Origin of the sequence: Methylomonas rivi (assembly GCF_024505165.1) — a bacterium.
GTDB lineage: Bacteria > Pseudomonadota > Gammaproteobacteria > Methylococcales > Methylomonadaceae > Methylomonas > Methylomonas rivi.
The window spans coordinates 1-22,322 of the sequence record NZ_JANIBK010000041.1 but is presented as its reverse complement, the minus strand read 5'-3'; the positions used below and the strand labels follow the sequence as shown (position 1 = coordinate 22,322).

The window sequence follows — 22,322 nt, the reverse complement described above, 5'->3', positions numbered from 1 at the left end:
GAGCGGGCCGGGCCCGTATTAATGCCGTTCGCCGAACAAGGCGGTGCCTATCCTGACCATGGTGGCGCCTTCCATGATGGCGGCTTTTAAATCGCCGCTCATGCCGAACGAAAAACTATCCAGCTCGGGCCGGTTGAGTTGTTGCACGGCTTGATATAACTGGCGGTAAGGCTGACGCTGCCTGGGGTAGCTGGTTTCGGGTTCGGGTATTGCCATCACGCCGCGCAAGCGCAAGCGCGGTAATACGCTCACGGCCTCGACCAAATGCGGAAGCTCGGCGAGGCTAACGCCCGATTTGCTGGTTTCCTCGCTGATATTGACTTGCAAGCAAATATTCAACGGCGGCAGATGCTCGGGCCGTTGTTCGCTGAGGCGCTGGGCAATCTTTAACCTATCCACGCTATGTACCCAATCGAAATGGCAGGCTATCGGTTTGGTTTTATTGGATTGAATCGGCCCGATGAAATGCCAGGTGATATTAAAGGCCGCCAATTGCTGCTGTTTATGCAGGGCTTCCTGTAAATAGTTTTCCGCGAAATGCCGCTGCCCCAATCGGTACAGGATGGCAATATCCGAGGCGGGCTTGGTTTTGCCGACCGCCAGTAATTGCACGCAACCGCGCGAGCGCCCGGCAATGCCGATAGCATGACGAATTTGGCTGCGTACCTGTTGCAGACGCTCCGCGAAATTATCCATTGCTTAACGTTCCCGTTGCTTACCGGCAAAAAAACGCGAAAACAACAAACCCGATTCGAACAACAGCCACATCGGCACCGCCAACAGCGTTTGCGACAGCGCGTCAGGCGGGGTCAGAAACATGGCAACCACAAACACGCCCACAATCACATAGGGGCGCTTTTCGGCCAGGCTTTCCCGCGTCGTAATACCGGTCCACACCAGCACAATGGTGAAAATCGGAATTTCAAACGACACGCCAAAAGCAAAAAATAACGCCAATATAAAATCCAGATAGGTGGCGATATCGGTCATCACCGCCACCCCGGCCGGGGCCGCGGAGGTTAAATAGCCGAACACCAGCGGAAACACCACAAAATAAGCGAATGCCGCCCCCGCGTAAAACAACAGCGTGCTGGCCAATAACAACGGCAACACCATCAATCTTTCGTGGCGATATAAGCCCGGAGCGATAAACCCCCAAAATTGGAACAATATATAAGGCACGCTCGCAAATACCGCCACCACGAAAGCCAGCTTGATCGGCGTGAAAAACGGCGAGGCCACATCGATGGCTATCATGGTGCTGTTTTTCGGCATATGCTGCAACAAGGGCTCCGCCAGATATTGGTAGATCTCATTGGCGTACAGGGCCGTGCCGACAAATACCAGTAATACGCACAACACTACGCGCAACAACCGGTCGCGCAGCTCGATCAGATGACTGATGAAAGGCTGTTCGCCCAGATGTTCAGGCTGATTGGTCATGATTTTGACGGGTTTCGTCGCCGGCCTTGATGCTGTTATTGATGTCGTCTACCGCGGTTTCGGTTTCGCCGGCTATTTGCTGTAACTCTTCGACAATGGATTGCTGCTGGTTCAGGAGCTGGCGCATTTCCTCGGCATGCAGTTCCTGTTTGATTTCCGCCTTGACGTTGGCAATGGTAGCGCGGGTTTTGCCCAGCCAATAACCGGCTATACGCGCCGCTTTCGGCAAGCGTTCCGGGCCGATCACCAACAAAGCGATCAAGCCGACCATGACTAATTCCGAAAAACCGACATCAAACATGGCGGCTTATGCCTGGTCTTTTTCGGTTTGCTTTTGGGTGACTTCGCCTTCCAGAGGTTCGTCATCCTTTTCCGCCAGTTTTTTGTCTTCGCCGCCATCTTTCATGGCACTGCGGAAGCTTTTGATGGCATCCCCCAAATCGCCGCCCACATTTTTCAGGCGCTTGGTGCCGAACACCAAAATGACGATAACCAGTATGATTAACAGTTGAGTCATGCTAACACCCATATCTCCCCCTTCGATCTTAAAATAGTTTAATTAGGACGAACCACGTTGGGCCTTTTCCTCTAAACCGGATAAGCCGAAACGCCGTTGCAATTCATTAATGACCTGTTCAGGTCCCAAACCTTGATCCGCCAGCATCACCATGCAGTGAAACCATAAGTCGGCGGTTTCATAAATAATTTTGTCCTTATCGCCGTCTTTTGCCGCAATCACGGTCTCCGTGGCTTCTTCGCCGATTTTTTTCAGGATATGATCCAAACCCTTGGCATACAAACTGGCCACATAGGATTGGTCCGCCGACTGTTGTTTGCGTTGTTCCAAAACTTCGGCCAACTGCTGTAAAACATCATTCATAAAATAGTTACTCTTGAATCTATAGCGGAAAAATCATAGCACGTTGCGTAGCTCCCCTAAATGACGGGCAAAAAAAAACCTCTCGATGCTTGCGCAAAGAGAGGTAAAAAACCAAGCAGAGTGCTATGAGGAGGTTCCGCTTGAATTACAACACCAGGAGGTAGTTACAAATTCTGTAGAAATTAACCGTTGATATGCGTCTTATTGGCCATGTTGCTGAAAATGGCGCTGGTTGCAAAAAATACGGTCGATACAACAAATAAACCGAAGAAAAAGCTCAAAAGACCTGAAATAAATAGCGAACCGATCAGGATATCCTTGCTTAAGGTATTCATTTAGTTTTAATGCCTCTATCAATTAAAGAGTTTCTTGACAAAGCCGGTTTGCTTTGCTCTTCAGTTGCTGCTTACTATACAGTATAAAAAAATGTTTACAATTGGGTGTTTATAAAATAAATTGTATACGTATAAGAAACAATAAAAATGTCAAACTTTTTTTGCTAACGCCACCCGATCAATGAGCCGCTTATGGATAAATTAACAAGTATGAACGTGTTCGTTCGCGTCGCCAAAGCAGGTAGTTTTGCCGGCGCCGCCAAGGACCTGGACATTTCCAGGGCCATGGCCACAAAACACATCATGCAACTTGAAAGCGAGCTCAACACGCGATTGTTCAATCGTACGACCCGCAGCTTAAGTCTGACTGAAGCGGGGGAAGAATATCTGGAACGTTGTCAACAGGTACTATTGGACGTGCAGGAAATGGAATCCGCGGTGACCAAACTGCAGACCGAGCCGCGCGGGGTACTGAAAATTTGCGCCCCTCCGGTGATAGGCGCTACTCACATTGCTCCCGGACTCACCGAATATCTAAAAAGCTATCCCGATTTATCGGTAGAAATGGTACTGAAAGGCGGCCAAGTGGATTTGATCGACGAGGGCGTCGATATCGCCATTTATCTGGGTCAGCTCAACGATACCAGTTTGGTGGCGCGCAAATTGGCCAGCTCGTCATTGGTGGTGTGCGCCTCCCCGGACTATTTGAAAGCGCACGGCACCCCGCAAGACCCTGAAGATCTGGATGACCATAGCTGCCTGATCAACTGGGCGATACCGCCGCGCAATAAATGGCGTTTTAAAGGCATACTGGGCGACCGTACCATCACCGTCACCGGCCGCATGCAGGCCAATATGGCCGATCCGATCCGTAACGCGGCGGTCAATGGTCTGGGGCTGATCATGCTGCCGCGCTACATCGTCGGCCGCGATATCGAACTGGGGCGCTTGCAGGTAGTGATGGAGCAATATGCGATCAGTCCGCTGGCCATTTATGCGGTGTACCCGCACCGTAAATATCTGTCCGCCAAAGTCCGCTCGTTTCTGGATTTCATCCAGGGCTGGCTACCGCATCGAATCGGCATGGATCCGCCGTGAAGGATCTGCAAAGCAAATGGGACGGCATTTATACCGACCGTAGCCAAGCGCCCCATGCCGCGGAAGTGTTATCGAACCACCGTCACCTGTTACCCGCGCAAGGTAAGGCGCTGGATTTAGCTTGCGGGATGGGCGGCAATGCCTTGTTGTTGGCCGAGCAGGGTTTAACGGTCGACGCATGGGATATTTCGCCGGTTGCGCTATCCCGTTTGCAAACCCAGACCGATCAAAGACGGTTGCAAATAGCGGCCCGCCAAGTATTTATTAACCCCGGCCATCTTCACCTGAATCACTATGATGTGATTGTCATTAGCCGTTTTCTTGACCGTTCCCTGTGTAATGCGATAATGGCGGCTTTAAAAACCGACGGCCTGCTGTTTTATCAAACATTTACCCGCGACAAACTTGATCCGCAGGGCCCCAGCAATCCGGATTATTTACTGGACTGTAATGAACTGCTCCAATTATTTTCCCCTTTAGCCTTGGTGTTTTATCAAGAATACGCCCGCATCGGCGACTTGCGGTACGGCAATAGAAACGAAGCTTGCTACATCGGACAAAACTCAAACCGGTATTAACATGATAGAAAATCTCGATCCCAAACAGGCCTGGGCCATGCTGCGGGAAAATCCATCCGCCGTGCTGATAGATGTCAGAACCGCCATCGAACATAGCTTTGTCGGCCACCCGCCCCATGCCGTTCATGTGGCCTGGAAAGAATTCCCGGGTATGCAGTTAAATAGCGGTTTTGTCGAACAAGTACGGCAGCACGCGCCGGATAAAACCGCCCCGGTTTTATTGCTGTGCCGTAGCGGCGTGCGTTCGGTGGATGCAGCCAAAGCGCTGGAAGCCGACGGTTACCAACATCTGATTAATATATTGGAAGGCTTCGAAGGCCCCCTGGACGACGACAAACACCGAGGCAACATGGGCGGTTGGCGCTACCATGGCCTGCCTTGGCAGCAAAGCTAATTACATTTATTTCGCTGAATCGATTAAACCTCATCCAGCCCCCATTTTTCCTTAAAAATCCCAAGAAAATCCTGTGATAGAAAAACTCAGAAATATCGCGATCATCGCCCACGTCGACCACGGCAAAACCACCTTAGTCGATCAACTCTTGCAACAGTCCGGCACTTTCGATGCCCATACCAAGGTCGACGAACGTATCATGGACTCCAACGCCCTGGAAAAAGAACGGGGCATTACCATTTTGGCCAAAAATACCGCGATCGACTGGAACGGCTATCACATCAACATCGTCGACACCCCGGGCCATGCCGACTTCGGCGGCGAGGTTGAACGGGTATTGTCCATGGTCGATTCGGTTTTATTGCTGGTTGATGCCGTTGACGGCCCGATGCCGCAAACCCGTTTCGTCACTAAAAAGGCGTTTGCCTTGGGTTTAAAACCTATTGTGGTCATCAATAAAGTGGACCGCCCCGGTGCCCGCCCTGATTGGGTTGTCGATCAAACTTTCGATTTGTTCGATAACCTGGGCGCGACGGACGAGCAATTGGATTTTCCGATTGTCTATGCCTCGGCATTAAACGGTTTTGCCGGATTGGAAGCCGATGTATCCGGCGGCGATATGACACCGCTATTTCAAACCATAGTCGATAAAGTCGCGCCACCACCGGTAGAGGTTGATGCACCCTTCCAAATGCAGGTCATCAGTCTGGATTACAACTCTTATGTCGGCGTTATCGGTATCGGCCGCATCCAGCACGGCAAAGTCACGCGGAACATGCCGTTAACCATAGTGGATAACGAAGGTAAAACTCGTAACGGCCGCATGTTGAAATTATACGGATTCCATGGTTTGGAGCGCATTGAAGTGGAAACCGCGCAAGCGGGCGACATCATTGCGTTCTGCGGCATTGAAAATCTAAAAATCTCGGAAACCTTGTGCGATCCGAATAATGTTGTGGCTCTGCCGCCTTTATCAGTCGACGAACCGACCGTGAGCATGACTTTTCAAGTCAATAATTCACCGTTTGCAGGCAGAGAAGGTAAATTCATTACCACTCGCCAAATTTACGATCGTTTGCAAAAAGAACTGCAACACAATGTAGCCTTACGCGTGGAAACCACGGACGATCCGGATAAATTTAAAGTATCCGGCCGTGGCGAATTGCATTTATCGGTCTTGATCGAAAATATGCGCCGCGAAGGTTTCGAACTTGGCGTATCGCGTCCGCAAGTTATTATCAAGGAAATCGATGGCGTTAAATCGGAGCCGTTTGAAAACGTAACGATTGAAGTAGAAGAACAGCATCAAGGCACTATCATGGAAAAACTGGGTGACCGCAAAGGCGACCTAAAAGATATGGTGCCGGATGGTAAGGGACGCATCCGCTTGGAATATATAGTGCCTTCTCGCGGTTTACTGGGATTTCAAACAGAATTCCTGACCGCAACGTCCGGATCCGGTTTGTTCTATCACGTATTCGATCATTACGGTCCGGTAAAAGAAGGCGCCGTGGGAAATCGAATTCGTGGCGTTTTAATCTCCATGTCCAAAGGTAAAGCGGTAGATTACTCTTTATACCCACTGCAAGCGCGCGGCGAGTTATTGGTGGTGAATGGCGATGAAATCTACGAAGGTCAGTTAGTCGGTATCCATTCGCGTAATAACGATTTAGTGGTTAACCCAACCAAACCCAAGCCGTTAACCAACATTCGCGCTGCGGGCACCGATGACAGCTTGACCTGCGCCAAGATTCAAAAAATGACTTTGGAACAGGCGTTGGAGTTCATCAGCGATGACGAGTTGGTGGAAGTGACGCCTAAGTCGATTCGCCTACGTAAAATCCTATTGACTGAAAACGAAAGAAAACGAGCCTCAAGAGCGACGGAATAATTTCAAAATCCTTCTGTTTTTCTTTTAAAACCGGAAAAACCGTAGCCGCTGTACTCGGGCTACGGTTTTTTCTTGTCCTGTTATTTTTGTAATGGCCAAATGAAGGGAATCAGGCTAATAGTTGTAATCGCCACGATGATATTCATCGGCACCCCGCCCGGATAAAATCTTTAAAATGATACCCTCCGGGCCCATAAACCATCAAATTGGTTTGATAACCGAGCGGGGTCGCAAAACTGGCCGAAGCAGCTATCATGGTCGAAAACACAAAAGGCTCGGGGTTTAAATTTTCACTGCCGGTAATTGCCAAGACAATGGGCAGCATTAGCAAGGCCGCGGCGTTATTGGTAATCACTTCGGTAAGCAGAGATACGGTAATATAACTCAATGCCAATAAAACCCAGGGGTTACCATCAGCTAAAGACAAAATTTGGTGGGCAATGAAATCAGCCGCGCCGCTGACTTGTAAGGCGTTACCCAAAGCAAAACTGGCGGCAATACTGATCAAGACGGTTAAATCCAAGCTGCGCCTTGCCTCGGCAATGCTGCAACAACCGGTTACCACCATAAGCCCGGCCCCCACCAATGCCGCATTCAACATACTGGTTATACCCGATGTGGCGGCCAGTATCACACCCAGCAATAAAACCCAAGACAATTTTGCTCGCTGATGGTTTGGACGAGTTTCCTGTAAATCGTTAATTAACAAGAAATCCTTTTGTACTCTTTGGCGAGTCACAAATGCTGGCCTGGCTTCTAATAATAAGACATCTCCGGCTTGCAATTCGATTGAACCCAAATTCCCTTGAATGGCTTCGCCGTCCCTTGCAACAGCCAAAACGACCGCGCCGTAACGATCACGAAAATGGCTGTCCCGGATAGCCTTGCCAAGACTGTCGCAGCTTTGCGAAACAACCGCTTCCACCAAACAGCGTTCCGGCGCGTATTTTTCTATTACAGGCGTTTGATTGTCGGACGGCACCAAGCCGTTGATACGCAATATATCGAAAATAGCGCTGGTTTCTCCGACAAATACCAACCGGTCTCCGCCTTGTAATTTTTCTTCGGAGGATACAGCTGTAACAATACTGCCGTGGCGCTCGATTTCGGCCAGATAGATGCGCTGTAAATTTCTTAAGCCGGCGGCAACGATAGTCACGCCTTCCAACGGGCCATTTTCAGCCACGGCAACTTCGAACGTAAATTTTTTACGATCGGCGAATTGTTCGGCGGCGCTTTGCCGATTCGGCAATAGTAATGGCATAAATACAATCATGAATAAAGTGCCTGCCGCCGCTACCGGTAATCCAATCCAGGTGATATCGAATAATTCAAAGCCCTTGTTATGGGTCATCGCTTGATATTGGCCATTAATAACCAAATTGGTGCTTGTACCGATCAACGTCAGGGTTCCGCCTAGAATAGCAGTGTAGCTAAGCGGTATCATCAATTTGGAAGGCGCGACGCCTATGCGTTTGGACCAGCGGGTAACAGCAGGAATCATAGTCGCCACGACCGGCGTATTATTAAGAAACGCACTTAATGGTATGAGGGGTAAAATCAGCCTTAAAAGCGCGCCTCGCGTGCCTTTCGGGTTGCCTAACAGCGTATTGACCACGAACTCTACGCCACCGGTAGAACTGATGCCGGCCGCAACAATGAACATAGCCGCCACCGTAATTAAACCTTCATTACTAAATCCGGCCAGCGCCTGCTTTGCATCCAGTACACCCGCCGCGCTCAACAGGGTGAGTGCGAGCATGAGTATCATGTCCGGCGTAAATCGGGAGAAAATCAACGTTAAAAGAACGCCTGCAATTACTAAAATTGTAAGCCAACCATGCCAATCCATTCGTTACCCCTATGTTTTATAAATCCTAACTTTGTTGGCATTGAGCTATCGGCATCCGAAAAAACTCAGGCCCTGTTTTACAAGCAAAAGCAAACCTGAACGCCTTGGCGAGGAAAATTAAACCATCACAAATTTCACGCCAATCACCATTAACAATGTTGCCAGGGCCGGGCGGAGAAAATATTCCGGAATTTTGGCGCTGAAATGGCTTCCTACCCAAATGCCGGGCACGGAGCCCAACAACAAACTGCCTAATAATTCCAGATCAAAATTACCTAAACTTAAATGCCCCAGGCCGGCCACGGCGGTTAACGGGATGGCATGCGCCAAATCCGTGCCGACGACTTTCAAGGTACTCATGCGCGGATATAAAAACAGTAAGGCCACGGTGCCCAATGCTCCCGCTCCCACGGATGACAGCGTCACCAAAATGCCAAGCACGGCGCCGGTCAACACGGTAGCTACTTTTTCCCAACGCGGAGAAAAGCGGCCGCTATTGTCGGCATCACTGACAGTGTCGTCCAATTGCAGCTTTGCGGCCCTATGCAATAAAACGCTACGCACCATTAATGCCGATGCGGTTAATAACAAGGCAACGCCTAAGGTGAAGGTAATCATGCCGGTAATATCTTTATCTACCGCCATCAGGTTTTTCAATACATACAGCGTCATGCCGGCAAACGGCAAGCTTCCCATGGATAAAAAGCAGACAATCTTCCAATCCACCGATTTATGTTTACCGTGGTGCACAAACACCCCGGCGGATTTGGTAATGGCGGCATACAGCAGATCGGTGCCCACGGCTACCGCCGGTTTGAAGCCGAACAAGAATACCAACAAGGGCGTCATCAAAGAACCGCCGCCTACCCCGGTAATTCCCACCAACAAACCAACCGCAAAGCCGGACGCCGAATACAGTAAATTCATGCTTATCGTTCCTTCAATATCGTTAAGTTAGAAAAATACTATATCAGTCAAATTTATTTAACTTTCATGATAAAAAAACATATAAGCATTCAATTTTTAGATATTAACGGCTCTTCCGCAGGTTGCCTGCACGCCGGCAAAACAAAGAGGTTAATGCCGTATACCGATTTTTGTTTCGCTTATCCCAAAGATTGCAAAATTATTTCCAACGGCGCCAAGGAAATTAAAGCCCGAAACAGCAAAGCGTCGTTAGACACCAATCCATAGCATTCATAATCCAAAGCCGTGGCGGAAGGTTCGCCAAAATCGTGTTCCGCCGAATTGTCGGCCGGTTTGATCAATATGTGCAAGGCATCATTGCTTTTCAGTTCGGAAAGTAGCCGTCTATCGACGCTGATTTTATGCGAGGTATACACCATGGGGTTTTTCTCGAAATCATGGCCTTTTTTCTGGGCCTTTTCCAATAAAGCGCTCGATAACAAGGCGCAGGGAAACATTTCCGGAAAGATCACCTTGTCCTGCAATTCATCGAAAAATTCGGTTTGATCTCGCAATGAACCGCACAGAAAATTCTTGGCATTGCTGGTGGTCATGAATTTACGCTTTAAAAAATATCCGCCGCTCAGATAACTGCGGTCGGGTTGGCGGCGTAAATCGTGCCAATCGGAAAAATCGGAATCAGCCAAATAAAGCGGTTCCGTGGTTTCCTTTTTAAACCCCAATAACGCTAAATTGCTGTCGCTTTTAACCATGATGCGATTGCTCAGCATGGGCGAAGGGGCGTTTTTGAATTGCGACGGTTTGATCTCCACTTCCACGAATTGCCCGGCTTTTATGGCATTGGCAAAGGAGAACTGGTAATTGCTGAAGTTCAATTTGTGCCGACCGATTAAATCCAGTTCGTCGGCTGCCCGGCGAAAATCCGCCAACTTGCCTTCAACCAACGATTCCAGTTGAAACCCTAAGGTAATGGGCCCTTGAAAAGGATTGTCCTTAATTTTATGCCAGTGCTTGCTGTCATGAAACAGATTGAAATCGTCCGTGGCATTACGGGCAACGTCGATATGCAGCTGGGTAAAAACGTCTGAACTCATTTCGTACATGGCAAGCTCCCGGATATAAGCCATTACTTGTCTAACTGAAAGGCTAGCCACTTTACCTTTTTCATCGTTCGATATGAAGTCTTTATCCCAATTGCATTGCTGTAATTCACAGCTGTTGGAAACCTGTGCGGTTTACGGCTAGATAGCTGTGGATAAAATCCGCTGAACCTCTCCTTTACAGTTTATCCACAATCCTGTTACAAACGGAAAGGCCTATAACACACAAGGTTATTTTTAACACATCATTTTGATTTTTAATTAAAAATAATACTTATACACAGGCATATAAGCTCTTAATAGTAGTAATAAAATAAAGATATTTATATATTTTTTATTATTAGCAAATGCCATGGACCCTTTGAATCCTGCAAAAACCGCTTACTTCAATCGTCTTTTTCGTCCGTCTGCATTTGTTCGCTAAAACTCTTGGGCAATTTTTTTTTGATTTTCACCCCCAGCTCTTCGAAAGCGCTAGCTTGGCGTAATAAATTGCCGCTGCCCGTGCTCAGTTTGTTGACAATACCGTCGTAGGTTTTATGTACAGTTTGCAGTTGATTGCCGAGTTTCTCGATATCTTCTACAAAGCCCCGGATCTTGTCATACAGCGTGCCGGCTTTATCCGCGATTAGACGGGCATTTTCGTTTTGCTGTTCGTAACGCCAGATGTTTTGCACGGTGCGCAAGGTGGCTAACAATGTCGTTGGGGTGACCACCACGATCTTATGTTCAAAGGCATCGTTAAACAGTTTTTCATCGGCTTGAAACGCTGCCATAAATGCTGCTTCGATGGGCATGAACAGCAGTACAAAATCTAAGGATCGCAAGCCTTTCAGGCTGGTGTAATCCTTATCGCTCAGACTTTTGATATGGTTACGCACCGCCGCGGTATGCTGTTTTAAAGCCTCGATACGTTGCCGATCGTCTTCCGCAGAGCAATAACGTTCATAAGCCAGCAAGGACACTTTGGAATCGATGATCACGTCTTTATTGTCCGGCAAGCGAATAATTACGTCCGGTTTAAACAAGCGCTTATCCTCATCGCGGAAAGCACCCTGCGTTTCGTATTCTATGCCTTTACGCAAACCCGATTGTTCCAACACTTTTTCCAGAATCATCTCGCCCCAGTTGCCTTGGGTCTTGTGATCGCCTTTCAGTGCTCGGGTCAGATTCAAGGCTTCCTGGTTCATTTTTTGGGTATCGCGGCGCAAGGAGACGATTTCCTCGCGCAGGGAGATGCGATCCTTGGTTTCGTTGTCGTACACGCTCTCGACACGATTTTTGAATTCGCCTAGCTGTTGCTTCAGCGGGGCGACCAAACTTTCGATGCTGGTTTTGTTGTGTTCGACAAATTGTTTACCGCGTTCCTCGAAAATGCGCTGAGCCAAATTCTCGAACTGGGTCTTAAGTTGATTTTCCGCGTCCTGCAGCAGGCGGATTTTTTCGGCGTTACTTTTATGCTGTTCTTGTTGACGGGCGTTGAGATCGGCGTTTTGGGTTTTCAAATCCAGTAATTGCAACTGCAGGCTTTGAATTTCGGACTCTTTTCGGCCCAACAAAGCCAATCTTTCCTCGGCCACCGCCAGGGTAATGCTTTGTTGTTGCAGATGTTCTTGTTGCGTAGCCAGTAATGCTTCCAATGCCCGGCGCCGCTTAGCGAACAACCAGGCACTGCTTAAAAAGCCGGATAGAGCCGCCAGCACGGTTGCCAGCGGCCAAAGCCATTGCCCCATCACAATGTATTGAAAACAGCGCTGGCGGCGTCCAGAGTGGCTTGAATATCGGCATCGCTATGCGCGGCGGAGACAAAGCCGGCTTCAAACGCCGAAGGCGCCAAATAAACACCCTGTTCCAGCATGCCATGGAAAAAGCGTTTAAAGCGGTCTTGATTGCATTGCATGACTTGGGCGAAGCGGCTGATGGTTTTTTCCTCGCTGAAAAACAAACCGAACATGCCGCCGACCTGATTGGTGGTGAAGGCAATCCCGGCCTGATCCGCGCGCTGTTGCAAACCGGTTAACAGTTGAGCGGTTTGCCGAGTCAGCTTGTCGTGAAAACCGGGCGCGCCGATTAATTCCAGGGTTTTCAAGCCAGCCGCCATCGCCACCGGATTACCCGACAAAGTGCCGGCCTGATAAACCGGTCCCAAGGGCGCCAAATGTTCCATAATCTTGCGGCTGCCGCCGAATGCGCCCACCGGCATACCGCCGCCGATGATTTTGCCCAAGGTAGTCAGATCGGGTTTGACCTTGTATAAACCTTGCGCGCCGTGCAAATCGACCCGAAAGCCGGTCATCACTTCGTCGAAAATCAGCACCGAGCCATGCCGGTCGCATACTTCCCGCAATGTTTCCAAAAATCCGGCCGCGGGCGGAATGCAGTTCATGTTACCGGCCACCGGTTCCACAATGATACAGGCGATTTTTTCGCCCAGTTCGGCAAACAACGCTCGCACGCCATCGCTGTCGTTGTAGGTCAGAGTGATGGTGTCGGCGGCAACCGAAGCCGGTACGCCGGGCGAACTGGGCACGCCAAAGGTCAAGGCGCCGGAACCGGCTTTGACCAGTAAGGCATCCGAATGGCCGTGGTAACAACCTTCGAATTTGACGATTTTATCCCGCCCGGTAAAACCGCGCGCCAGACGTATCGCACTCATGGTGGCTTCGGTACCGGAACTGACCATGCGTACCATTTCCACGGCAGGCAGCAATTGACAGACTTTTTCCGCCATGCGGGTTTCGATTTCGGTGGGCGCGCCAAAGCTCAAGCCTTTTTCGGCGCTTAGTTTGACGGCATCGATCACCTGCGGATGAGCGTGACCAAGGATCATCGGTCCCCAGGAACCGACATAATCGATGTAACGCTTGTTTTCGCTGTCATAAACATATGCGTCTTGCGCGCGATCGAAATATACCGGCGTGCCGCCGACACCGCTAAACGAGCGAACCGGCGAATTGACGCCGCCGGGGATGAATTTTTTGGCTTGGGAAAATAAGTCGCTGGCTTGAGTCATGGTAAAAAAGAGCTGGTAGAAAAAATAAAGGGTACGAAGAAATATTCTTCGTACCCAGGCAATCGGCGTTTAAAAATTAATGTTTGCCGAAAATTTGCGGGCCTTTCGGTTGCTGTTTGTTTTGCAAGCAAAAGTAAGCCGCCGCATCGAATTTGATTCGCAACGAGTGCGTATTTTCATGCTGTTTCAGGAAATGTTTGGCGTCTTCGGACGACAGGTCTTTCATCATATATTTCGCGATGCACATACAGTCCTTGTCCAAACGCGGCTTGTCGACATCCGGATTGGCCGAACTTTTCAGTTCGCGCGTCACGCATTGATCGGCAAATTCGTGTTCGAATTGATGTTTAACCACATCGGTGACGACCTCGTCATGCGAATGGTCGAAAGGATTATGAACAGGTTTACTTGCGGCGGCCGATTTACTTTCGGCAGGTTTGTCGTCGGAACAGCCGGGTAAAAATACGCATAGGCTCAGGCCGGTCAATAGCGCTAATAGGACGGATTTGGTTTTCATAATTTTATAATTGTTTTAGTTAAGTAAATTTTGCAGCAACGGCGCGAGCATTTGTTGCTGGGTGGTTTGTAACAAACGATTGGCTGTTACGACACTTTTTAACTGGCTTAGTGCCAAGTCGAAATCGTCGTTAACGATCAGATAGTCGAACTCCGGATAATGGCTCATTTCCGTGACAGCGTCACCCATACGGCGGGCGATAGTTTCCTCGTTGTCTTGGCCGCGATTTTGCAGACGTTGCTTTAATACCTCGATGGATGGCGGCAGAATAAAAATAGATATGCTATCGGGCAGCATTTTTCTGACTTGCTGCGCACCTTGCCAATCGATTTCCAGAATCACATCTAAACCTTGCGCCAGATTGTCTTCCACGGTTTTTTGCGCGGTACCGTAAAAATTATCGAACACCTGGGCATGCTCCAAAAAGTCCCGCCGTTCGATCATGCTTTGAAACTCCGCGGTGGAAACGAAAAAATAATCGCCGCCGTGACTTTCTCCGCTACGCATGCCCCGAGTGGTATGCGACACCGACACCACCAGTTTATCCATGTCTTGTCTAAGCCGTTTAACCAAGCTGGTTTTGCCGGCGCCGGAAGGGGCGGAAATAATATAAAGTTTGCCAGTAATCATTTGAGTGTGCTTGTGTGCCGGAACGAGTAAAGGTTTAATCGATGCGGCCGCCATTTTTTTCTGTTAATGCCCAAGAGTCAAGCCAAAAAACCGTCCGGCAAGGGGCCTGTGGTATTATGAACAGCCTTTCTAACCCCATCTATGAATGCTGATGAGCGCTATTTGGAACAATTGTCTGGCCAAACTTGAACACGAAATTCCCACAACCGATTTCAGCACCTGGATAAGACCGCTGCAAGCAGTGGAAACCGATAGCCAGTTGAAACTGCTGGCACCCAATCGTTTCATTATCGACCATATCAAACAGCATTTTTTTGCTACTATCGAAGATGCCGTCAACGAGTTTTCCAACGCTACCTTGGCGGTACAATTTGAAATAGGCAGTAAAAAAGCGCCGGCCATTAAAGCGCCGACGCTGGTTAAAACGCCCACGCAGAAAAAAAATCAGCCCAACTTTCTCAACAAAGCCTTTACCTTCGAAAGTTTCGTGGAAGGTAAATCCAACCAGTTGGCCAGAGCTGCTTCGGTAACCGTGTCGGACAATATAGGCAAAGTCTACAATCCTCTGTTTATTTACGGCAGTTCCGGTTTGGGGAAAACCCATTTGATGCACGCCATCGGCAATGCCGTGTTGCTGAAAAATCCCAATGCCAACATCGTCTATCTGCATTCTGAAAAGTTCGTGCAGGATATGGTCAAAGCCTTGCAGCAAAACAGCATCAATTATTTTAAGGATTACTATCGCAACATCGATGTGCTGCTGATGGACGATATCCAGTTTTTAGCTGGTAAAGAGCGTTCCCAGGAAGAGTTTTTTCACACCTTCAATAATCTTTTGGACCAAAAACACCAAGTGGTTTTAACCTGCGATAAGTACCCTAAGGAAATTCAAGGCCTGGAAGACCGCTTGAAATCCCGCTTCGGCTGGGGTTTGCCGGTGGCGATAGAGCCGCCCGATCTGGAAACCCGCACGGCCATTTTGATAAAAAAAGCTACTCAGGCAGGCGTAACACTGGAGCAGGAAATTGCTTTTTTCATCGCCAAACGTATTCCTTCCAATGTTAGAGATCTGGAGGGCGCTTTACGGCGCGTAGTGGCTAATTCGCAGTTTACCGGCAGAGAAATTACCTTGGAATTTACCAAGGAAGCCCTGCATGATCTAATCAGTCTGCAAGACAAACTGGTCAGCATCGATAATATCCAGAAAACCGTGGCCGAGTATTTCAAAATCCGGGTAGCGGACTTGTCATCTAAAAGCCGCAAACAATCGTTAACCCGGCCCAGACAAATTGCCATGACGTTGGCCCGCGAATTGACTTCTCACAGTTATCCGGAAATCGGCGATGCCTTTGGCGGCCGCGATCACACCACAGTGATTAATGCCTGTAAACGCGTTGCCGAGCTTAAGGAAGACGATGTAAAAATCGCGGAAGATTACAAAAACCTGTTGAGAACCCTATCGCACTAACTGCGGATAAGCTGGGGAAAAACCGGGATCATTTTTTTCTGTTCAAGTTATCCCCAATCGGCCAACAAGCGGAATTAACACTAAGCAACAAGTTAAAAATTTAATAAGTTTATGTTTTATAATTATAAACAAGCGTTTTCCACAGCTTTTTGTATGCGTAGTAGTAACAATAAATAAAAAATATTTATATGAAATTTATTATTAACCGAGACCAGTTATTAGCTCCGCTGCAGCAAATCGTCAGCGTCATCGAGAAACGCCAAACCATGGCCATTCTGTCCAATGTGCTGTTACATGTGGATGAAGGTCAATTGACCATGACCGGCTCCGATACGGAAATTCAGATTGTCAGCAAACTTAATCTTGAATCGGCCAGCGATGCCGGGGAAATCACTGTACCGGCGCGCAAATTTTTGGATATCTGTCGATTATTACCCGCCAGCGCGGAAATAAAATTTGAGTTGCATGAGGGTAAAGTCAAACTGGTATCGGGGCGTAGCCGGTTTTCCCTAAGCACTTTGCCCGCCGAACATTACCCTGAATTCAATGAATCTGAATTCGAGCATCAGTTTTTGTTGAATGCCGGCAAATTCAAAAAAGGTTTGGATAAAACCCTATTTTGCATGGCTAATCAGGATGTACGTTATTACCTGAACGGCTTGCTACTGCATATCAGCAACTCTCGTTTAAAATTGGTGGCTTCCGATGGTCATCGGTTATCGATTTTTGAGGACGATATCGGCCAACCCACCGGCCACGAAGCGCGCATCATTTTGCCGAGAAAGGCGGTACAAGAATTGAGCCGGTTACTGGACGATGCCGATACCGAACTGAATATTCAGTTTTCCAATAACCACATTAGAATTTATTACAAGGATGTGGTGTTCTCTTCAAAACTGATTGATGCCAAGTTCCCCGATTTCAGCAAAGTGTTCAATCAATCCTTCATGACACCGTTACTGATCCGGAAACAATTGCTTAGAGATGCGTTAACCCGGGTGGCGATTTTGTCCAATGAGAAATATAAAGGGGTGACCTTTGATATTGGTGGCGACCTGTTAAAACTCAGTACCCATAACCCCGAGCACGACGAAGCAGAAGAAGAATTGATTATCGATTATCAAGGTCAGGCCTTGAGCATTTCCTTCAATTCCCAATACATGCTGGACGCGGTTTCCAATCTGGATTCCGAATTGGCGGTAATTACCATTGCCAGTAATGCCAGCAGTTGTTTTATCGAGGAGCCCGAAGATCCTTTGTTTAAATTTATCGTAATGCCGATGCGCATGTAACCAGCATTTATGACTTTGTTGAAATTGGGTGTGTTCTCGGTGAGAAACATCCAGTCGGCAACTATCCAACCTTCGTCGAACCTGAATTTTGTAACGGGTGCTAATGCCAGCGGCAAAAGTTCGCTGCTGGAAGCTATTTTTATTTTAGGCCGGGCGCGTTCTTTTCGTACCCAATACGTTAAACAAGCCATCGGATTCGACCGGACCCAATTAATCGTCGCCGCTCAGCACCGACAGTATCAAGGCTCTGTCACCAATCTTGGTATTCAGATAACCGCCAAGCAAACCGAAATACGCATAGACCAGGAAAACCGCCAAAAAGCCGATTTGGCCTATCTATTTCCTGTACAGTTGATTCACCCCAAGAGCTATCGCCTACTGGATGCCGGCCCGCAAAATCGTCGCGAGTTTTTGGATTGGGGGATTTTTAACCATAACCGCAATTTTTTACCCACTTGGCGCCGCTACAGCAAAGCCGTGCAACAACGCAATGTTTTGCTTAGAACTCGACAAACTAAACAGCTGCCGGCCTGGGACAAGGAACTGGTCGAATACGGCAACGCGGTTAATGCGTTTCGCAAAGATTACATACAACTGCTGGAACCGGTATTTTTACAAATGTCCAGCCATTTTCTGGATACCACGGACATCGATTTACGTTTTACGGCGGGCTGGGATGAGCTGCTTAGTCTGGAAAAAGTGCTTTCCGTTAATTTGGAAAAAGATTTGCGTTACGGATTTACGCATGCCGGTCCGCATCGGGCAGACTTTTTGACTTTTCATAACAAGCGTCTGGCTAAGGATTATTTATCGCGCGGCCAACAAAAACTTTTGGTGTTGGCGTTGCTGCTTTCGCAAGTCGGTCTGCTGAATAGCGAATCGCAAAATAACTGCTGTATTTTGGTGGATGATCTAACCGCTGAATTGGATACAGAAAATAGGTCAAAATTGCTAAAATACCTAGCCAATCTCGGTTGTCAGGTGTTTATAACCGGTACTGGATTATCTGACTTCGGTGATTTGAGCACCCTTAATAATTACAAAGTGTTTCACGTGGAACACGGCTGCATTCAAGAGTTGTAGAGTTTCACGTGGAACATCAATAAAACACAGCAAGCCCGTTTGTTTCAGTTCTTTTGTTAAACAAAAGTTAGCGGCGCATTGCTTTACAACGGCAGACAATGGAATACAAAACCATGAGTGAACAATACGATAGTTCGAATATCACAGTACTTAAAGGACTGGACGCGGTAAGAAAACGCCCCGGCATGTACATCGGCGATACAGACGACGGTTCCGGGTTACACCACATGGTGTTCGAGGTTGTCGATAATTCCATTGACGAAGCATTGGCCGGTTATTGCAAAGGCGTCGATGTAGTGATTCACGAAAACGGCTCGGTATCCGTTTACGATGATGGCCGGGGTATTCCGGTGGATATTCACGCCGAGGAAGGCCGTTCCGCTGCCGAAGTGATTATGACTGTGTTGCATGCCGGCGGTAAATTCGACGACAATGCCTATAAGGTTTCCGGCGGTCTGCACGGTGTCGGCGTTTCGGTAGTAAATGCATTGTCCGAAGAATTGACCTTGAAAGTGCGCAAGAACGGCAAGTTGCACATGCAAAAATATCTGCTCGGGGAGCCGGTTGCACCCATGGCGGTAGTTGGCGAATCGGAAGGCAGCGGCACCTTCATCAACTTCAAACCCAGTTCGACCATTTTTACCAACACGGAATTTCAATACGATATCCTGGCCAAAAGGCTACGCGAACTGTCGTTTCTGAATTCCGGCGTGCGCATATCGCTGCGAGACGAAAGAACCGGTAAAGAAGACGTGTTCGAATTCGAAGGCGGCATCAGCGCCTTCGTGCAACATCTGAATAAAAACAAAACCCCGCTGTTTGAAAAAGTGTTCCACTTTCAGGCCGAGAAAGAAGGTGTGGTTGTAGAAGTGGCGATGCAGTGGAACGACTCCTACCAGGAAAACGTATTCTGCTACACCAACAACATTCCGCAACGCGACGGCGGCACGCATCTGGCCGGCTTCCGTGCAGCGTTGACGCGCACCATCAACCAATACATCGAAACCAACGGTCTGGCCAAGAAAGAAAAGGTCGCCACCACCGGCGACGACGCCCGAGAAGGTTTGACAGCGGTATTATCGGTGAAGGTGCCCGATCCCAAGTTCTCCTCGCAAACCAAGGATAAACTGGTCTCGTCTGAAGTGAAGCCGTTGGTCGAATCGACCATGAACGAAAAGCTGCAGGAATTCCTGCTGGAACAACCGCAAGTCGCCAAAGCCATCGTCAACAAGATAATTGATGCCGCCAGGGCGCGCGAGGCCGCCCGTAAGGCTCGCGAGATGACCCGGCGCAAGACGACCCTGGATATTGCCGGCCTGCCCGGCAAACTGGCTGACTGCCAAGAAAAAGACCCGGCTTTGTCCGAACTGTTCATAGTGGAAGGAGACTCGGCCGGCGGCTCCGCCAAGCAGGGCCGAGATCGCCGCACCCAAGCCATCCTGCCGTTGAAAGGCAAGATTCTTAACGTGGAAAAAGCCCGTTTCGACAAAATGATTTCGTCCGAGGAAGTCGGCACGCTGATTACCGCGCTGGGCTGCGGCATCGGCAAGGACGAGTACAACATCGACAAATTACGCTATCACCGCATCATCATCATGACCGACGCCGACGTCGACGGCTCGCACATCCGTACTTTGTTGCTGACTTTCTTCTACCGGCAATTGCCGGAGCTGGTCGAGCGCGGCCATATTTATATTGCCCAGCCGCCTTTGTACAAAGTCAAAAAAGGCAAGCAGGAACATTACGTCAAGGACGACAGCGCTCTAAACCAATATTTAATTCAGCTGGCGCTGGACAAAGCCCAATTGCAAACCGACGCCGATACGCCAGTGATTCAAGGTCAGGGCCTGGAGAAACTGGCGACCGAATTCGCCGACGTGATGGCCGTAATCAACCGCTTGTCCAGACGTTACGACGACTTATATCTGGAGCAAATGACCCACTTACCGCCTTTAAACGAAGAAATCAAAGCTGAGCGGGAAAAACTCGCCGCCTGGTTTACCCTGTTGGAAAATAATCTGAATGCAGGAAATCATAAAGCCGTATTCAGTACGGAACTGAAATATACCGGTGGCGATGATTTCGACATTACCGTCAACAAACGCCTGCATGGCATCACCAAAACCTTCGTACTGCATTCCACCTTTTTTAGTGGTAACGACTATCAAAAAATTGCCCACTATGCCGAGCAGACCCTAAGTCTGTTTGGCGCCGATTCGGTGATGCGTATGGGTGAGCGGGAACAGGCGGTCACAAACTTCAAACAAGCTTTCGAATGGATGATGAAAGAAGTCAAAAAAGGTCAACACATCCAACGTTACAAAGGCTTGGGCGAGATGAACCCCGAACAACTGTGGGAAACCACCCTGGATGCCAACAGCCGTCGCATGCTGCAAGTCACCATCAACGACGTCATCGCCGCCGATGAAATCTTTACCACGCTGATGGGCGATGTCGTGGAACCGCGTAGGGATTTCATTGTGAAGAACGCCTTGGATGTGGCGAATTTGGACGTATAACGTGTTTGTTGTCAGATCTCATAATTAATGAAATAAATCTCACAATTGTGAAATGAATTCTCATAATTAGTGAAATGGGCACCTGCAACGTATGCATCGAGCGGCCCAACCGACTAAGGGGAATGGGTCGCAAGATAAGCAACTTTGTTGTCTATGAGCTTGGAAAGCCAAGTGATAATACGTGAGGGCTATGAGTACTTGAAAGCGCAAAGAACTGAAAGGTCTTAGGTCAGCAGGTGTGGCAAAAGGTTCGCGACCGAGTTTCGAGTCATGCCGAGCAGTGAAGCAGGTGACTGGAGACGGCCAGAATGGCCAAAGGTACTTACTGTAGATTGATGCTCTGATACTGTTAGCACGGTCCTGACAGTTACCTACCCCATCGGCTACTGTTTCAACTTTACATAGTGCTAAATGACCGATTAGAAATTTGTATTGATTGCCTCGGGTTGCATGGTTTTATAGGATTACATAAAAATCAATAATTTATAAAAAAATCCCGATTTGAACGCACGCCGTTTGTATATATACTATAAAAAACCATGGATACTGAGCAGATCATTGGTCCACACCCTTTGCCTCCACATCCGTGCGGGAATAATTTGGCGGCTGTGGATCAAAAAACTGAGCACGACGTTCCGCATCGCGTACTCGAAAACGACCCTCTGAAACAGGACGAGCTCATTGCCGCGATGACGCAGTGGATCGTAAACCACCACGTCAGCCCTGAAAATGCCGAACGAGATCGAAAACGACGCGAGGCGCTAGAAAGACAAGGCTTGCCCGATCCGACCCGGAGGCTACCGCTCAATACTAGTACCCAGAAGGGAAATTGGGCAGAGATTCTGCTTGCGGAATATCTTGCAGCTTCCAGTAATGCACAACTTCCCGTCTATCGACTCCGGTACAACCCCAATGTAGATCAATCAATGAAGGGCGATGATGTCCTTGCATTTGATCTCAATTCAGATCCGGTCAGAGTCTTGGTTGGTGAGGCAAAGTTCCGCTCAACTTCAACAAAGGTAGTTGTTGGCGAACTGATTGATGCACTAGAAAAATCCCATTCAGGAAATGTACCTGCATCGCTCCAATTTGTGGCTGATCGCTTGTTTGATTCCGGGCTAGACGATTTGGGCGCAAAAGTAGCTGAGTGCAACACTCTGTTTGCCCAAAACCGACTGCAACTGGATTACGTTGGTCTGCTTGTGAGCAACAAAAATGCGCATGCCCACATTTATTCAACCGCGCAGTCAAAAGTACAAAGATTGGCTGTGATGTCGCTTGTCCTTCCTGACCCAGAAGGGT

At 48.6% G+C, this 22,322-nt stretch carries 21 protein-coding genes; 9 read left to right on the top strand and 12 right to left on the bottom strand.

Annotated features, from left to right (window positions below):
• Positions 1-18 precede the first annotated feature (18 nt).
• Genes NP596_RS09785 through NP596_RS09765 form a run of 5 tightly spaced genes read right to left on the bottom strand, consistent with a single transcriptional unit; the run spans position 19 to position 2,323 of the window.
• Positions 19-696, bottom strand: a complete 678-nt coding sequence (locus NP596_RS09785) for a YggS family pyridoxal phosphate-dependent enzyme (protein ID WP_256615159.1) — start codon at positions 694-696, stop codon at positions 19-21.
• A gap of 3 nt (positions 697-699) precedes the next feature.
• Positions 700-1,443 carry a twin-arginine translocase subunit TatC gene (gene tatC / locus NP596_RS09780; RefSeq protein WP_256615157.1) on the bottom strand — a complete coding sequence of 248 codons (744 nt, stop codon included), beginning with the start codon at positions 1,441-1,443 and terminating at the stop codon, positions 700-702.
• Entirely contained in the window at positions 1,427-1,744 is a 318-nt protein-coding gene (gene tatB, locus NP596_RS09775; RefSeq protein ID WP_256615156.1) for a Sec-independent protein translocase protein TatB, read from the bottom strand. The genes tatC and tatB overlap by 17 nt, the downstream gene beginning before the upstream one ends.
• Positions 1,745-1,750: 6 nt before the next feature.
• A complete protein-coding gene (tatA, locus tag NP596_RS09770) occupies positions 1,751-1,972 on the bottom strand; it encodes a twin-arginine translocase TatA/TatE family subunit (protein WP_256615155.1) in 222 nt (73 codons plus the stop codon).
• Between the two features lie 30 nt (positions 1,973-2,002).
• Complete coding sequence (locus NP596_RS09765) at positions 2,003-2,323, bottom strand: phosphoribosyl-ATP diphosphatase (protein WP_256615154.1); 321 nt, start codon at positions 2,321-2,323, stop codon at positions 2,003-2,005.
• A gap of 527 nt (positions 2,324-2,850) precedes the next feature.
• Here NP596_RS09765 and NP596_RS09760 point away from each other — a divergent pair.
• The 4 genes from NP596_RS09760 (at position 2,851) to typA (ending at position 6,619) form a co-directional block, all read left to right on the top strand.
• Entirely contained in the window at positions 2,851-3,756 is a 906-nt protein-coding gene (locus NP596_RS09760) for a LysR family transcriptional regulator (protein WP_256615153.1), read from the top strand.
• Positions 3,753-4,334, top strand: coding sequence for a class I SAM-dependent methyltransferase (locus NP596_RS09755; RefSeq protein WP_256615151.1), 582 nt, complete (start codon positions 3,753-3,755; stop codon positions 4,332-4,334). The genes NP596_RS09760 and NP596_RS09755 overlap by 4 nt, the downstream gene beginning before the upstream one ends.
• Before the next feature lies 1 nt (position 4,335).
• Positions 4,336-4,728 (top strand): rhodanese-like domain-containing protein, encoded by a 393-nt coding sequence (locus NP596_RS09750; RefSeq protein WP_256615150.1) that lies wholly within the window; start codon positions 4,336-4,338, stop codon positions 4,726-4,728.
• 73 nt (positions 4,729-4,801) lie between these two features.
• Positions 4,802-6,619, top strand: coding sequence for a translational GTPase TypA (typA, locus tag NP596_RS09745; protein ID WP_256615148.1), 1,818 nt, complete (start codon positions 4,802-4,804; stop codon positions 6,617-6,619).
• Between the two features lie 142 nt (positions 6,620-6,761).
• On the opposite strand, the gene NP596_RS09740 is transcribed toward typA, so the two are convergent.
• The 7 genes from NP596_RS09740 to gmk form a co-directional block, all read right to left on the bottom strand.
• Positions 6,762-8,381 carry an SLC13 family permease gene (locus NP596_RS09740; RefSeq protein WP_256615147.1) on the bottom strand — a complete coding sequence of 540 codons (1,620 nt, stop codon included), beginning with the start codon at positions 8,379-8,381 and terminating at the stop codon, positions 6,762-6,764.
• Positions 8,382-8,588: 207 nt separating this feature from the next.
• Positions 8,589-9,398, bottom strand: a complete 810-nt coding sequence (locus NP596_RS09735) for a sulfite exporter TauE/SafE family protein (protein WP_256615145.1) — start codon at positions 9,396-9,398, stop codon at positions 8,589-8,591.
• A 179-nt stretch (positions 9,399-9,577) separates the two neighbouring features.
• Positions 9,578-10,525, bottom strand: a complete 948-nt coding sequence (locus tag NP596_RS09730) for a hypothetical protein (protein ID WP_256615144.1) — start codon at positions 10,523-10,525, stop codon at positions 9,578-9,580.
• 359 nt (positions 10,526-10,884) lie between these two features.
• A complete protein-coding gene (locus NP596_RS09725) occupies positions 10,885-12,231 on the bottom strand; it encodes a DNA recombination protein RmuC (protein WP_256615143.1) in 1,347 nt (448 codons plus the stop codon).
• On the bottom strand, positions 12,231-13,511 hold the full coding sequence (gene hemL / locus NP596_RS09720) for a glutamate-1-semialdehyde 2,1-aminomutase (protein ID WP_256615142.1): 1,281 nt from the start codon (positions 13,509-13,511) through the stop codon (positions 12,231-12,233). The genes NP596_RS09725 and hemL overlap by 1 nt, the downstream gene beginning before the upstream one ends.
• 76 nt (positions 13,512-13,587) lie before the next feature.
• Positions 13,588-14,028: a hypothetical protein gene (locus NP596_RS09715; RefSeq protein ID WP_256615141.1), complete on the bottom strand. Its 441-nt coding sequence runs from the start codon at positions 14,026-14,028 to the stop codon at positions 13,588-13,590.
• 15 nt (positions 14,029-14,043) lie between these two features.
• A complete protein-coding gene (gmk, locus tag NP596_RS09710; RefSeq protein WP_256615140.1) occupies positions 14,044-14,658 on the bottom strand; it encodes a guanylate kinase in 615 nt (204 codons plus the stop codon).
• 151 nt (positions 14,659-14,809) lie between these two features.
• Here gmk and dnaA point away from each other — a divergent pair, with 151 nt between their 5' ends.
• The 5 genes from dnaA to NP596_RS09685 all read left to right on the top strand — a co-directional run.
• Complete coding sequence (gene dnaA, locus NP596_RS09705; protein ID WP_256615138.1) at positions 14,810-16,126, top strand: chromosomal replication initiator protein DnaA; 1,317 nt, start codon at positions 14,810-14,812, stop codon at positions 16,124-16,126.
• A 188-nt stretch (positions 16,127-16,314) separates the two neighbouring features.
• On the top strand, positions 16,315-17,418 hold the full coding sequence (gene dnaN / locus NP596_RS09700; protein ID WP_256615137.1) for a DNA polymerase III subunit beta: 1,104 nt from the start codon (positions 16,315-16,317) through the stop codon (positions 17,416-17,418).
• A 9-nt stretch (positions 17,419-17,427) separates the two neighbouring features.
• Positions 17,428-18,501 (top strand): DNA replication/repair protein RecF, encoded by a 1,074-nt coding sequence (recF, locus tag NP596_RS09695; protein WP_256615136.1) that lies wholly within the window; start codon positions 17,428-17,430, stop codon positions 18,499-18,501.
• Between the two features lie 113 nt (positions 18,502-18,614).
• Entirely contained in the window at positions 18,615-21,020 is a 2,406-nt protein-coding gene (gene gyrB, locus NP596_RS09690; RefSeq protein WP_256615135.1) for a DNA topoisomerase (ATP-hydrolyzing) subunit B, read from the top strand.
• A 539-nt stretch (positions 21,021-21,559) separates the two neighbouring features.
• The coding region (locus NP596_RS09685; protein WP_256615134.1) for a Hachiman antiphage defense system protein HamA at positions 21,560-22,322 on the top strand (763 nt) is incomplete at its 3' end.